General features: G+C 67.6%; 15 protein-coding genes. 7 read left to right on the top strand and 8 right to left on the bottom strand.

Annotation, left to right across the window (positions count from 1 at the left end):
* Window positions 1-23 precede the first annotated feature (23 nt).
* The 5 genes from DV709_RS09935 to DV709_RS09915 all read left to right on the top strand — a co-directional run bounded on the left by DV709_RS09935 (window position 24) and on the right by DV709_RS09915 (window position 5,190).
* Window positions 24-992, top strand: coding sequence for an AAA family ATPase (locus DV709_RS09935; RefSeq protein ID WP_117594298.1), 969 nt, complete (start codon window positions 24-26; stop codon window positions 990-992).
* Window positions 989-2,062 carry a DUF58 domain-containing protein gene (locus DV709_RS09930; RefSeq protein ID WP_117594297.1) on the top strand — a complete coding sequence of 358 codons (1,074 nt, stop codon included), beginning with the start codon at window positions 989-991 and terminating at the stop codon, window positions 2,060-2,062. The genes DV709_RS09935 and DV709_RS09930 overlap by 4 nt, the downstream gene beginning before the upstream one ends.
* Window positions 2,059-4,296, top strand: a complete 2,238-nt coding sequence (locus DV709_RS09925) for a transglutaminase TgpA family protein (RefSeq protein WP_117594296.1) — start codon at window positions 2,059-2,061, stop codon at window positions 4,294-4,296. Before DV709_RS09930 ends, DV709_RS09925 begins: the two co-directional genes overlap by 4 nt.
* A 140-nt stretch (window positions 4,297-4,436) precedes the next feature.
* Window positions 4,437-4,730 carry a stress response translation initiation inhibitor YciH gene (yciH, locus tag DV709_RS09920; protein WP_058581971.1) on the top strand — a complete coding sequence of 98 codons (294 nt, stop codon included), beginning with the start codon at window positions 4,437-4,439 and terminating at the stop codon, window positions 4,728-4,730.
* A 148-nt stretch (window positions 4,731-4,878) separates the two neighbouring features.
* The gene (locus tag DV709_RS09915; RefSeq protein ID WP_157972706.1) at window positions 4,879-5,190 is read left to right on the top strand and encodes a hypothetical protein; all 312 of its coding nucleotides are present in this window, start codon (window positions 4,879-4,881) and stop codon (window positions 5,188-5,190) included.
* Here DV709_RS09915 and DV709_RS09910 read toward each other — a convergent pair.
* Window positions 5,187-5,543, bottom strand: a complete 357-nt coding sequence (locus DV709_RS09910) for a rhodanese-like domain-containing protein (protein ID WP_117594294.1) — start codon at window positions 5,541-5,543, stop codon at window positions 5,187-5,189. The two genes, DV709_RS09915 and DV709_RS09910, sit on opposite strands and share 4 nt — an antisense overlap.
* A gap of 79 nt (window positions 5,544-5,622) precedes the next feature.
* Between DV709_RS09910 and DV709_RS09905 the strand changes: the two genes are divergently transcribed.
* The gene (locus tag DV709_RS09905) at window positions 5,623-6,396 is read left to right on the top strand and encodes a hypothetical protein (protein WP_117594293.1); all 774 of its coding nucleotides are present in this window, start codon (window positions 5,623-5,625) and stop codon (window positions 6,394-6,396) included.
* Between the two features lies 1 nt (window position 6,397).
* On the opposite strand, the gene DV709_RS09900 is transcribed toward DV709_RS09905, so the two are convergent.
* From DV709_RS09900 to DV709_RS09870, 7 genes are all read right to left on the bottom strand, one after another.
* Window positions 6,398-7,027: an NUDIX hydrolase gene (locus DV709_RS09900; RefSeq protein WP_117594292.1), complete on the bottom strand. Its 630-nt coding sequence runs from the start codon at window positions 7,025-7,027 to the stop codon at window positions 6,398-6,400.
* Window positions 7,024-7,407 carry a hypothetical protein gene (locus DV709_RS09895; protein WP_117594291.1) on the bottom strand — a complete coding sequence of 128 codons (384 nt, stop codon included), beginning with the start codon at window positions 7,405-7,407 and terminating at the stop codon, window positions 7,024-7,026. The genes DV709_RS09900 and DV709_RS09895 overlap by 4 nt, the downstream gene beginning before the upstream one ends.
* Before the next feature lie 64 nt (window positions 7,408-7,471).
* Window positions 7,472-7,888: a DUF5809 family protein gene (locus DV709_RS09890; RefSeq protein ID WP_117594290.1), complete on the bottom strand. Its 417-nt coding sequence runs from the start codon at window positions 7,886-7,888 to the stop codon at window positions 7,472-7,474.
* Between the two features lie 52 nt (window positions 7,889-7,940).
* Window positions 7,941-8,435: a DUF5810 domain-containing protein gene (locus tag DV709_RS09885; RefSeq protein ID WP_117594289.1), complete on the bottom strand. Its 495-nt coding sequence runs from the start codon at window positions 8,433-8,435 to the stop codon at window positions 7,941-7,943.
* Window positions 8,436-8,468: 33 nt separating this feature from the next.
* On the bottom strand, window positions 8,469-9,029 hold the full coding sequence (locus DV709_RS09880; RefSeq protein WP_117594288.1) for a GNAT family N-acetyltransferase: 561 nt from the start codon (window positions 9,027-9,029) through the stop codon (window positions 8,469-8,471).
* A gap of 142 nt (window positions 9,030-9,171) precedes the next feature.
* Window positions 9,172-11,148 (bottom strand): aconitate hydratase, encoded by a 1,977-nt coding sequence (locus DV709_RS09875; RefSeq protein WP_117594287.1) that lies wholly within the window; start codon window positions 11,146-11,148, stop codon window positions 9,172-9,174.
* Window positions 11,149-11,296: 148 nt separating this feature from the next.
* A complete protein-coding gene (locus DV709_RS09870; protein ID WP_117595274.1) occupies window positions 11,297-12,253 on the bottom strand; it encodes a YeiH family protein in 957 nt (318 codons plus the stop codon).
* Window positions 12,254-12,586: 333 nt separating this feature from the next.
* Here DV709_RS09870 and DV709_RS09865 point away from each other — a divergent pair, with 333 nt between their 5' ends.
* Complete coding sequence (locus tag DV709_RS09865; RefSeq protein ID WP_117594286.1) at window positions 12,587-13,063, top strand: deoxyuridine 5'-triphosphate nucleotidohydrolase; 477 nt, start codon at window positions 12,587-12,589, stop codon at window positions 13,061-13,063.
* Window positions 13,064-13,068 lie beyond the last annotated feature (5 nt).

The raw sequence follows: 13,068 nt of genomic DNA, 5'->3' as shown, positions 1-13,068 counted from the left end.
AATGTGTCCTCACTACGCATCATATGACTGACGCAGAGACGACGACCCACGGAGCGAGCGAACGCACAGCCTTACCCGTCGAGGAGACAGCGGCCCTCGTCGGGCGGATCTCCGAGAACGTCGAGCGCGTCATCGTCGGCCACGGCGACGCCATCGAGCACATGGTCATAACGCTTCTCGCCAGAGGGCATCTGCTGCTCGAAGACGTGCCGGGGGTCGGTAAGACGATGCTCGCGCGGTCTATCGCCCGCTCGGTCGACTGTTCGTTCACGCGCGTTCAGTTCACGCCGGACCTGCTCCCGTCGGACGTGACGGGCGTCAACGTCTTCGACCAGAAGACGCGCGAGTTCGAGTTCCAGCCCGGTCCGGTGTTCGGCAACGTCGTCCTCGGCGACGAGATAAACCGCGCACCGCCGAAAACTCAGAGCGCGCTGTTGGAGGCGATGGAGGAGTCGCAGGTCACCGTCGACGGCACGACGCACCCGCTGCCGAACCCCTTCACCGTCATCGCGACGCAGAACGACGTCGAACTCAGTCGTACGTACGAACTACCGATCGCCGAGATCGACCGCTTCATGAAGAAGCTCCGTCTCGGCTACCCGGACGAGGCCGATGAGACGGAACTGCTGGGCCGCGTTTCGAACCGGCACCCCATCGAGACGCTCGAACCGGTCGCGACCACCGAAGACGTGCTGCGGGCGCGAGAGACGGTCGCCGCCGTCGAGGTGTCCGAGCCGGTCCGGTCGTACGTCTCGAAACTGGCGACGTACACGCGGAACAATGCCGAACTGGGCGTCAGTCCGCGCGGCAGCATCGCGCTGGTTCGCGCCTCGCAGGCCCGAGCGGTGCTCGACGCCCGCGAGTACGTCGTTCCCGACGACGTGCAGACGGAGCTCCGGAGCGTGTGGGCCCACCGCATCCGTCCGGAGACGGGAAGCGAAACCGGGACGAGTGTCGTTCAGGCGGCGTTAGAGGCCGTCTCGGTGGAATGAGACTCACGCGGCGCGGTGTGGCCGTCGTCGGCGTCTGCGTCGCCGGGGTCGTCGCCGCCGAACTGTACGGCTCCCGCTCGCTGAACGCCGTCGTCTTCCCCGCGCTCGTCGCGCTCGTCGCCGCGGTCGTCCAACTCCAGTCGTTCGACGAGCCGAGCGTCCACCGCGCCGTCCCCGACGACGGCTTCGTCGGCGAGACCCACGAGGTGACGCTCGAACTCGCGACCGACGGGACGCCGTACAGCGCGGACGTCGTCGACCGCGTCGGCGACGGCCTCTCGCGCCGGACGGGCGCGGCGAGAACCGAGACCACCGTCGGCGGCGACCCCGTCGGCTACGACGTGACGTACGAGCGACGAGGCGAGCGCACGCTCGGTCCCGTGACCGTCGTCGCGCGCGACGTGTTCGGGCTGCTCGAGACGGAGTTTACCTGCCGCGACACCGACCGCGTGCTCGTCTATCCGTCGGTTCGGCGGGTCCCCGGGTGGGCGCGCGCGGAGCTCTCGGGCGTCCACGGCGTCGGACTCACCGAGGACCGCGACGAGTTCAACACCATCCGCGAGTACCGCCCCGGCGACGCCCTGCGCGACGTTCACTGGCGCTCCAGCGCCAAGCGCGGCAACCTCATCGTCACGGAGTACAGCGCCGACGAGGAGCGACGCGCAGTGACGCTCACGGCGGGCGGGCAGACAAAGCGCGCCGACGCGATGGCCGAGGCCGTCGCCAGCCTCTCGTTCGCGCTGTTGGAGGCGGGCGTGCCGGTCACGGTCTCGGCGCCCGGCGGACGAATCGACGCGGAACCGACCGCCCGCGACAGACGGCGGTTGCTCGAACTGCTGGCGCGAACCGGCGGAGGGGAACCGCCGGAGGCGACCGCCGACGTGGTCGTCCGCGCCGAGCGCGACGCGGTTCGGGTGCTCGTCGACGACCGGGAGACGTCGTTCGAGGCGCTGACCGAGAGGCGACGGGCGACCGACAGAAGCGCCGCTGCAGACGGGGAGTCGTCGACCGACCGGCCGGAAACCGCGCGCTCGGACGGCGGCCAGCGGTCGACGGGTGAGACTGCGTGAGCCGTCGCACGAGTCGCCGCACCTTCCGCGGCGGCGCGCTCGCGGCCGTCGCGTTGTTACTGTTCGCGCTCACGAGCGTGCTCTATCACATCACCGACGTCGTCGGCGTCGGCGAGAGTGCGACGTATCTCCTCGTCGTCGCCGGAACCGTGCTGGCCGCGACGGGAGTCGCGCGGCTGTTCCGGCCGCGAACGGCGTTCGTGTTGACGCTGCTGTTTCTCCTGGCGGGGTTCGCGGCGTACTTCTTCTCCTTACCGGAGGCGCAGCGCGCCGCGTTCTCTCTCGACGGAGTGCTCGCAGACGTCGTGGCGTTGCTCACCGGTCTGTCGGTGCTGCGGCTGGCGCAGGCGGACGTGTGGGCGCTCGCGGCGACGCCCGCGCCGGTGTTCTTCACGTGGTATCTGGCGCTCCGTCGGCGCTACGTGAGCGCGGCGACGGTCGGCGGGGCGACGCTCCTGCTGTTGGTACTCACGGGCGACGCGGACCCCCTGACGACGCTCGCCGGCGTCGTGGGCGTCGCCGGCGCGGTCGGCCTGGGAACGCTCGAAGCCCGCGGAGGTGTCAGCGCGCAACTGGATACGTTCGCTATCGTAATCGCGGCGATGATCGTCGCCTCGGCGTCGCTGTCGGTCGTTCCGGGCGGTGCGACGCAACCGCTGCTCCCGGAGACGAACGCGCCGACGAGCGAACAGAATCTCGTCCAGTCGAGCGACCAAGTCGACATCGAAGGGAGCATCAGACTGTCACCGAAAGTGCGGTTCAGCGTCGAGAGCGCTGAACCGCGCTACTGGCGCACCTCGGTGTACGACCGCTACACCGGCGGCGGGTGGGTGCGGTCCGAATCCGAGACCCGAGTGTACGACGGCCGACTGGAGAGCGGGCCGGGCGAGCGCCGCGAACTCACCCAGCGCGTGACAGCGCGGACGCGACTGGAGTCGCTGCCGGCGGCGGCCGAACCGGTCGAACTGCGGGGTGGCCCCGCCGACGACGCGCTCGTCACCGACCAGGGGACGCTGCGCGCCGGCGGGTCGCTCCGCGCGAACGAGAGCTACACCGTCGTCAGCGAACCGCCGCGCTACACGTCCGAGCAGCTGCGGCGCTCCGGCGACGACTACCCCGACGAGGTAGCGGAGCGGTATCTCCAGTTGCCCGACAGCACGTCCGACCGCCTCCGCGAGCGCGCCGCGAACGTGACCGAAGACGAGGAGAACGCCTACGACAAGGCCGTCGCCGTCGAGGAGCATCTGGAGTCGACCAAGGAGTACTCGCTGACCGTCGACGAACCGTCGGGCGACGTCGCCGACGCGTTCCTCTTCGAGATGGAGGCGGGATACTGCACGTACTACGCGTCGACGATGGCCGTGATGCTCCGCTCGGAGGGGATTCCCGCGCGGATGGCGACCGGCTACACGCCCGGTCAGCAGGTCGCCGAGAACGAGTGGGTCGTCCGCGGGCTGAACGCCCACGCGTGGGTCGAGGTGTACTTCCCGGAGGTCGGCTGGGTGCAGTTCGACCCGACGCCGAGCGACCCGCGTCAGTCCGCCGAGAACGCTCGTCTGGAGAGCGCGCGACAGGGCGACGAGAGCAACGTCGACACCGGCAACTCCTCGGAGGGCGAGTGGACGCCGACGCCCACCGAGACGCCGGACGAGACGACCACCGACACGACGTCCACCGACACGAGCGCGGACGTCGACGGGCCGCAGGCCGAGCAGTCCGGCGCGAACGAGAGCCGTCCCAGTGGGGCGGTGAGCGGACTCGGAGAGAACCAGACGGCCGTGCCGACGACGAGCGAGAGCGTCGGCGCAGCCGAGGAGGACGCCGGCGGCGGCCTCCCGTCGAGCGAGACGCTCGGCGTCGGACTGGCGGCGCTCGTCGGACTGGCGGCGGTGGCGCGCCGAACCGGTGTCAGTACGCGAGCGTATCGGAGCGTCTGGGTGCGGGTTCAGGGACGGCGACGGACGCCCGAGCGGGATACCGAGCGGGCGTTCGAGCGACTCGAATACCTGCTGTCCCGGCAGTACCGGGCGCGTCGACCCGGCGAGACACCGCGGCGGTACTTGCGAAGTCTCTCCCGACTCGGCCTCGACGAGAGAGCGCTCCGCGTCGGTGAGGTGTACGAGCGCGCCCGGTACGGGCCGGGCGTCAGCCGCGACGAGGCGGAGTCGGCGATCGAGACGGTCGACGCGCTCGTCGGCCGGTCGACGCCGATACTGGGACGGTTCCGGTCGTAGCGGTCGTCACCAGCGACAGCCGCGGTGTCGGTCGCAGCCTCGGTCGTAGGCGACCCCCGCGGTGAGAGCCCACGGAAAGCGACCGAGGGGACCGGTTCCCGACACTGTTTTGTACCCCCATCGAGTAGTTCCGCCTTGTAATGTCGGAAGTCTGCTCGACGTGCGGGCTGCCTCAGGAACTCTGCGTCTGCGAAGACGTGGCGCGAGAGTCCCAAGAGATCAGCATCCGCATCGACGAGCGCCGCTACGGGAAGGAGGTAACGGTCATCGAAGGATTCGACCCCAAGGACGTGGACATGAGCAGTCTCTCCTCGGACCTGAAGTCGAAGTTCGCCTGCGGTGGAACCATCGAAGACGATTCCATCGAACTGCAGGGGAACCACAGTGGTCGCGTGGAGGACTTCCTCCGCGACAAAGGGTTCAACGTCGCGTGACCACGCCCGCATGACCAACTCCTGACTCGGCCTCACGTCGAGTCTCCGTTCTTTCACCGCTCCCCTCGTAGAGAGGCGAGTCCACCCGGCCGCCGCGGACGGGTGTCACTTACTCAATACTTTTGTGCGACGACGGAGAGCGATGAGCGTGAACGCTCCGAATCTGTTCGCCCCAGACGGCGGTACGAGGCGATTGTGGGGTCGGGTGACGCTCGCGATGTTCACGGTGACCGGCGTCGTCGTCGCGTCGGCGGAGTGGGGGTTGATTCCGCGAGACCTGATGATAGTCGGTGCGCCGGCTATCGTCGCCGCCTCACTCACCGATTGGTATCTCTACTACGAGTTTCCGGGTGACTCCGGGGCGAGTATCTGGCTACTCGTCTACGGATTTCTCTTCGTGCAGTCCGTCGTCGTCGCCGGTGTCGTAACGAAACTCGTCTCCTTCCGAATGGAGAATTAAAACGGCGACTGCGGTCCCTCGTCGCTCTCGGTCGGCCGCGCGGAGTCGACATCGCCGGTCCACGAGGTGAGTCCGCCTTTCATGCTCTCGACGCGGGCGTCTTTCGTCCCCTCGTAGGATTTGATGAGGCGGGCGGCCTGTTGGCTGGCTTGCCCGTGCGGGCAGACGGTGACGATTCGGTCCGCGTCGGCGAGCGCCTCGACGCGGTTCGGCAACTCGGCGAAGGGGATGTTCTCGCTGCCGGAGATGTGCTCGCGGTCGAACGCCGCCGGAGAGCGGATGTCGACGACTCGCGGCGGGTTCTCGCCGTCGAGGAGGTCCTCGACTTCTTCGGGCGTGATTTCGCCGTCCATATCACGACATTCCGGCGAAGACGGATAAGGGCGCGGGTCGCGGGGAAACGGTTATTATTGTGTTACGTAATTTCGTGATATGAAACGACCCCCGCGGCGGATAGCCCTCCTCCTCGTCACCCTCCTCGTCGTCTCCGCGGCGGGCGCGCTGACACTCCAACCCGCACCGACTGCCGAACACCGAGCCATCGCCGCCGACGACACGCCGACCGAGAAAGCGACGACAGCGATGGAGAACCTGCGAGCGACGAACTACACCTACGACCTCGACGTTCGGTTCGAGAGCGGGGCACACGACCGGTTCGCGTATGCCGTCGACGGGCGGAGCGGACGCGCGCACGGCAGCGCGGATATCGCAGACCGCCGGTACGAGGCGATGTACACCCACCACACGGTGTGGACGCGAAACACCACGTCCGAGACACCGAGCGCGTGGAACTCCAAGCCGAGCAAGTCGTACACAGATATTCACCTCTTCCGACCGCAGCAGGTTGAGAACGCGACGTTCGAGCAGGTGTCGGCGGACAACGGGACCCTCGTCCTCCGCGCGAACCTCACCGGTGAGGAGACGAGAGCGATGTACTTCGGACCGTGGAGTCAGAACAGCACCGCGACGTTGACGCTCCACGTCGACCGCGACCGGGAAATCGTCACCCGCGCGACGATGAACGTGACCGACGACGCCTCGGCGGGCCACTACCTGATGAGCGACGACGTCTCGACCGGCCAGTTCGAGGCGACGGTCAGCGACGTCGGCGAGACGGAAGTGGAGAAACCGGAGTCGGTTCCGTCGCCGACGGTCGACGAGGTGGTCAACCGAGTCGTCGTCGGTCTGCAGTCGCTCGACGGATAGATTACAACAGCCCGTCGTCTTTCGCCAGCAACAGTCCCTCGATAGTCGCGTCGTTCGTCGGTTGCGCGCGGGCGACGGCGACGGCGTCGTCAATGGGTACCGCCTTCGGCGTCAGGAACTCGTTGGAGTCGAGTTCTCGCTCGCCGGGCGAGAGACCCTCCGCGAAGACGATGCCGCGGCGGTGTCGAAGGAGGCCGGTGCAGGTCCAGAACTCCTGCAGCAGCGAGAGACTCGACGCCTCGAAGCCGGTCTCCTCGCGGAGTTCGCGCTCGGCCGCCTGCGTGAACGACTCGCCTTGCTCGACGATTCCTGCAGGGAGTTCCAACTGCGTCTCGCGGACGGTCGGTCGGTACTGCTCGACGAAGAGGACGTGGCCCTCCGCCACCGCGACGACGACGACGGCCGTCGAGAGTTCCGCCCAGTAGTACTGTTTCTCGGTGCCGTCGGGTTGCCGGACCCGGTCGTAGCCGCCGGTGAACCACCCCGTCTCGTACTCGGCCTTCGAGTCGAGGACGGGCCACTCGGGGTCGCCGAGCGCGTCGCGGCGACCGCCGTTGGCTGCGCTGTTCGTCCTACTGTCGTCGCGGTCGCTGTCGTCGCGGTCGCTGTCGTCGTGTGTTTCGTCGCTCATGGTTGCACTTGCTCCACGGCGACCCAGTAGCGCGTCCCGTCGTACTCGACGAGCACACGGCCGTCGCGTTCGGCGTCCGGGTTCTGCGTCGTGAGCGCGTCCCGTTCGTCGAACGGCGAGTGGGTGAACGACTCCTTCAGTCCGAACGGACCTTTCTGATACCCCTCCGAACGGCCCTCCGCGAGCGCCGTCGAGAGGTACGGATACCGCTGGCCGGAGAAGTCGGTGACGTTCACGGCCGGGCCCGAGGCGTCCGTCTCCTCGGCAGTGAGGTAGTACGGGTCGCCCGTGCCGAGATAGCTCGGGAGCGCCCCCAGCGCCAGCAGGCCGACGGCGAGGAGGACGACGAGCGCCAGCACGCGGCGCGTAATCGGTCGCACGTCCGTCGTTCGGACGGGGTAAGTAAACCGGTTGCGCTCGCGGCGGCGCGAAGTCGGGAGTGCGTCAGAACAACTCGCGGTACACCCGGCCGAACGCCTGCCGCCGGAGCGTCCCCGCCGCCGCCTCCGGTTCGTTCTGGTACGTCGCCGCGAGCACGCGGTCCGCGAAGGGAACCGCGTGCCAGACGACGTTGTCGACGTTCTCACTGCCGAGTCGCTCCACCTCGTAGTCGGGGTGCTCGTCGCACCACGCCTCGAACTCCTCGCGTGTGCCGTCGTGGACGACGAGCAACGAGGCAAACAGCGCGTCGCGTGCCGTCTCGACGACTTCGCCGGTCACTCGGTCGCGGTACTCGTCGCGGTCGAACTCCATCGCTTTGGCCGTCTCGCGGACGACGACCTGTGCGGCGGGGCCGACCGAGTCGTACAGCTCGCGCGCTTCGTCCTCGGAGTCGGGCGCGAACGCGCCGTCAGTCTGCATGCTCGCCCTGTCGGAGCGTCGCCCTAAACGCGTTTCCGTCCCGGGTCGTCGGTTACTCCTCGTCGGTGTCGCCGTCACCGACCTCGGCGTCGTCGACCTCGCTCTCGCTCTCTTCGTTCGCGGCCGAGTCCGACTCCGGTTCGTCCGTTTCGAGCATCTGCTGGGTCAACTCCTGCGCCTCCTGTAGCACCTGCTGGGCCTCCGCGCTCATCGACCCCGACCCGCGCTGCGCGGCCGAACCCGGGTCGAAGAAGCCGCCGGGGGAACTGTCGTGGTCGTGCTGGTGGCCGTGTCCGTGCTGGTGGCCACGCTCGGTGTGCGTCGACCCGACCGTGTCCTCGAACACCTCGTCGTACTCGGTCTCCTCGGCGTGGTCGGGGACGACCCCGGCGAGTTCTTTGGGGCCGCGCTCGCTCCAGTTCGGAATCTGCTCGTCGAGCCACGCCTCGTGCTCCTCGTGGCGGAGCATCGCCGTGAACGCGAGGTGGTTGGCGAGATGTTCGGCGTCGCGCTGCGGCACGTCGCAGACCGGACAGGCGTATCCCATGCTCGCCGTTGTCGCCGGAGCGAAAAAAGCGTACTACTCCTCGCCGCCGCGCTGCCACTCGTCGGCGTCGACGACCATCACCAGCGCCGCCTCGCCGTCCTCGTAGTACCGCGGGATGCGCCGCAGGGGTTCGAAGCCCTCGCTCTCGTACAGCGTCTTCGCCGGTTCGTTGTGTTCTCTGACTTCGAGTTTCACCAGGTTCGCGCCGCCGAGCGCCATCGAGACGAGCGACTGCCGCAACAGCATCCGACCGAGCCCTCGTCCGCGTGCGTCGGGGTGTACCGCGATGTCTTTGACGTGGCCGATGTCGCGGCCGTAGTTCGGCATCACGTCGGCGACGACGTAGCCGACGACGCGTTCGGCGCACCCGCCGTCGTCGCGCTCGACACGAACGCCGTCGTCGCTCGGTTCCGCTGACTGGTCGACGCCGTCGACGGCGACGAGAAAACCGGGCTCACCGAGAAACTGCTCGAACGCCGCGAACGGCCACGGCTGCTTGAAACAGGTCTTCTCGATTCGGAACACGTCGAGGAGGTCCGCCCGCTCGGCGCGTCGGACGGTCGTTCCTTCGGCGTCGGCGGGGATGGTAGTCACGGGAGGCCGTTCGAGGCGACGAATAATAAGCGCGCGGGCAACAGTCACGTTCGAGTGACCGTTCGGGTGTCCGTCCGAGACGGCGGTGACGAGGCGGCCGCTCGGCGAGCGAAAAATAGAGAAGTCGGGTGCGAACGCGCGTTCAGTCGTCGGCGGGCGTCGCGCCGCTGCCGCCTTCTTCGTACTGCTGCTTCGTCCACGAGAGCTTGCCGCCGGCGGCGAGAATCTCGCGCTCGCGCTCGGAGGCGTCGAGCTGGGCGGTCGCTTCCCAGTCGTCGTTCACGCGGACCGTGAACTCCTCCTGGCCGGAGCGGACGCCGTCGCCGACGTCGTCGACGATTTCGACGTCGTCGCCCTGCTCGATCTTCTCGTAGGTCTCCTCGTCGATGGTCAGCGGGACGAGGCCGAAGTTGAACAGGTTCGCCTTGTGGATGCGAGCGAACGACTGTGCGAGAACGCCCTCGATGCCGAGGTACATCGGGCAGAGCGCCGCGTGTTCGCGGGAGGAGCCCTGACCGTAGTTCTCGCCGGCGACGAGGAAGCCGCCGTCGGCGTCGAGTGCGCGCTGTGCGAAGGACTCGTCGACGCGCGAGAGCGTGAACTCCGAGAGCTTCGGCACGTTCGAGCGGAATTTGAGGATGTCCGACGTCGCCGGGATGATGTGGTCCGTCGTGATGTTGTCGGTCATCTTCAGGAGCGCCTCACCTTCGAGGTGCGACTGCAGCGGGTCCTTCAGCGGCACGTCGCCGATGTTCGGGCCCTTGATGAGGTCGTCGTCGACGGCCTCGTCGGGCGCGATGAGGTCGGCCTTCGAGCCGTCGTACTTGTCGGGCAGTTCGAGGCCCGGGTCCTCGAGGTCGCCGAGTTCGTCGGCGAGGTCGCGCGGGTCGACGATTTCGCCCTTGAGGGCGGCCGCGGTGGCGACCTCCGGCGAGCAGAGGTAGACGGAGTCGTCCTCGATGCCGGAGCGGCCCTCGAAGTTGCGGTTGAACGTGCGCAGCGACGTGGAGTCGGAGGCGGGCACGTGACCGATGCCGATACACGCACCGCAGGTCGCCTCGGAGAAGTTGACGCCCGCGGCCATCATCTCGGCGGTCCAGCCCTGACGGGCCAGAATCTCGGAGGCCTGCTTCGAGCCGGGCGCGACGATGAGGTCGGTCTTCTTGTTGATCTCGCGGCCCTTCAGCATCTTCGCGGCCGGGAGGATGTCGGGGTAGCCGCCGTTCGTACAGGAGCCGATGATGACCTGGTCGACGGACTCGCCCGCGACCTCGCGGACGGGCACGACGTTGTCGGGCATCGACGGCTTGGCGATGAGCGGTTCGAGGTCCGAGAGGTCGATGACGATCTCGTCGGCGTACTCGGCGTCGTCGTCGGGCTGGAGGTCGACGTGCTCGTCCTCGCGGCCGACGCGGCGGAGGAAGTCCTTGGTCTTCTCGTCGGTCGGGAAGATGGAGGAGGTCGCGCCGAGTTCCGTGCCCATGTTGGTGATGGTCGTGCGCTCCGGTACGGAGAGCGTCTCCACGCCGGGACCGGTGTACTCGAACACCTTGCCGACGCCGCCTTTCACCGAGAGCTGACGGAGCATCTCGAGGATGACGTCTTTCGCCGTCGACCACGCGGGCAGTTCGCCCTCCAGGCGGACGTTGACGACTTCCGGCATCTCGACGTAGTACGCGCCGCCGCCCATGGCGACGGCGATGTCGAGGCCGCCCGCGCCGATGGCGAGCTGACCGAGGCCGCCGGGCGTCGGGGTGTGGCTGTCCGAGCCCAGGAGGGTCTTACCGGGTGCCGCGAAGTTCTCCTTGTGGACGTTGTGGCAGATGCCGTTGCCCGGTCGGGAGAAGTGTGCGCCGAACGTACCCGCCGCGGAGCGGAGGAAGCGGTGGTCGTCCGTGTTCTTGAAGTCGAACTGGTACGTCTGGTGGTCGCAGTACTGCGCCGCGAGTTCGGTCTGGACTTCGTCCAGTTCGAGCGCCTCGAACTGCAGCCAGACCATCGTTCCTGTCGTGTCCTGCGTGAGGACCTGATCGATCTCGATGCCGATCTCCTCGCCGGGCGTGAGTTCACCCTCGACGAGGTGGTCGGCGAGAATTTTCTCAGTTACCGTCTGTCCCATAACGTCCGATGGTCGTCTCCCGTCGGATATAAATCCCGCGTGTTTCCTACCCGAAGAACCGTGTGGAATCGCATCGAGGCGGCAATTTTCGCGAAACTGGCGGTATAAATTCGGAACCGAGTAAAACTCGACCGCGGCGGCGACGCGTTTAAAATAGCGCGGTCACCACGACGAGCGCGACGGCGCCGACGACGAGGAGGTACGTTGTCAACACCAACAGCGGTTTGAGACCGGCGTCGCGCATCGCCTCGAGTCGTATTTCGAGCCCGAGTCCCGCGAAGGCGAGCGCAAACAACCAGTCACCCGCCCGCGAGATGATTTCCAACTGCCCGGCCGAGAACGCGCCGAGATTGGCGACGACCGCGAGCAGCAGAAAGCCGAGCAGGAACGTCGGGAACCCCGACCAGAGGCGCGCCGCCACCGATTTCGAATCGGTGTCGGCGGCGTACGCGAGCGCGTAGCCGACGGCGACGGCTCCGATGAACGTGTTCCTGAGGAGCTTGGTGAGCGTCGCCCACCGTCCGGCGACGGCGTCGTAGCCGAACCCCGCCGCCGTCACCGGCCCGGTGCTGAACATCGTCAGACCGGCCCAGACGCCGAACTCCGTGGAGTCGAGCGCCAACAGGCTCCCGACCGCCGGAAAGACGACGATGGTCACCGCGTCGAGGAGGAGAATGCTGGCGGCGACGTAGGCCAGTTGGTCCTCGTCGACGCCGATGCTCCCGCCGACCGTCGCCGCCGCCGAGACGCCGCAGACGCTGGCGCCGCTGGCGAGAAGCGACCCGGTTTTCGTCGGTAGGTCGAACGGAACCCGCGAGAGCGCCTCGACAAACAGGAGTCCCGAGACGACAGTCGCCGTCACGAGACCGACGAGGAGGAGCCCGGACGACTGGACGGCCTCGGCGGAGAGACTCGCACCCAGGAGCACGATTCCCGCCTCCAGCAGCGGCGTGTGGAGAGCCACACCGGGGCGGAATCGGTCGGCGACGCCGACGGTGTTGGCGACGAGTGCGCCGCCAGCGATGGCGAGAACGAGGCCGTCGACGGCCGGTGTCACCGATCCTACCGCGGACGCAACGACCGCGATACCGGCCAGGAGCGCCATCCCGGGGAGGCGTCGAGTGACGGTCGGCGCCACCGTCACCGGTGACCGTCGACGAGAGAGATTCTGAGACCGTCGACGAGAGGGATTCTGAGCCCGAGTGTCGTCGCCTGCTGTCCGCGTGCAACCCGTCGCCGCCGCGTCGCCGAGACGGCGGCTAAAATCACCGCTACATCAGATACGCCGACGGTGAGAGAGCGTCGAGAGACCATCGATAACTACCGAACCTGTAGCGGCGTGACGGTGATAACCGTTGTGTGATGCGACACGCGTAGCGGACAGAATTGCCCGTAGAAAACGGGAACGGCTATCTGCCGGGAACCGACATGCCGAGACATGTACCGAGCAGGTTCGTTCGTCGGCGACAACGTCTCGCCCGTTTCGGCGGAGCAGCTGCAACCGAACGGCGTCGACCTGACGCTCGAAGCGGTCTTCGAACAGCGCGAACCCGGTCGCATCGGGTGTGACGGGAAGGAAGTCGGCGACCGACAGGCGGTCGAACGCGAGGAGACCGACGGCGAGACGGAGACGTACTACCTCCCGCCGGGCGGCTACGTCGTCCGGTACGCGGAGACGGTCCGCATCCCGGAGGACCACGTCGGCTTCATCTACCCGCGGTCGTCGCTCTTGCGCAACTCCTGCATGCTGAACACGGCGGTGTGGGACGCCGGCTACGAGGGGAAAGGCGAGGGTCTCCTCGAAGTCCACCACGACGTCGAGATAGAGCGCGGGGCGCGAATCGCGCAGTTGGTGCTCGCGGCGGCCGACCACGACGGCACCTACGACGGGAGCTACCAGGGCGAGAATCTGTAACGACG

It is taken from the genome of Haloprofundus halophilus (genome assembly GCF_003439925.1).
In the GTDB taxonomy this organism is placed as follows: Archaea; Halobacteriota; Halobacteria; order Halobacteriales; family Haloferacaceae; genus Haloprofundus; species Haloprofundus halophilus.
This window is presented reverse-complemented; position numbering and strand designations above follow the sequence as displayed.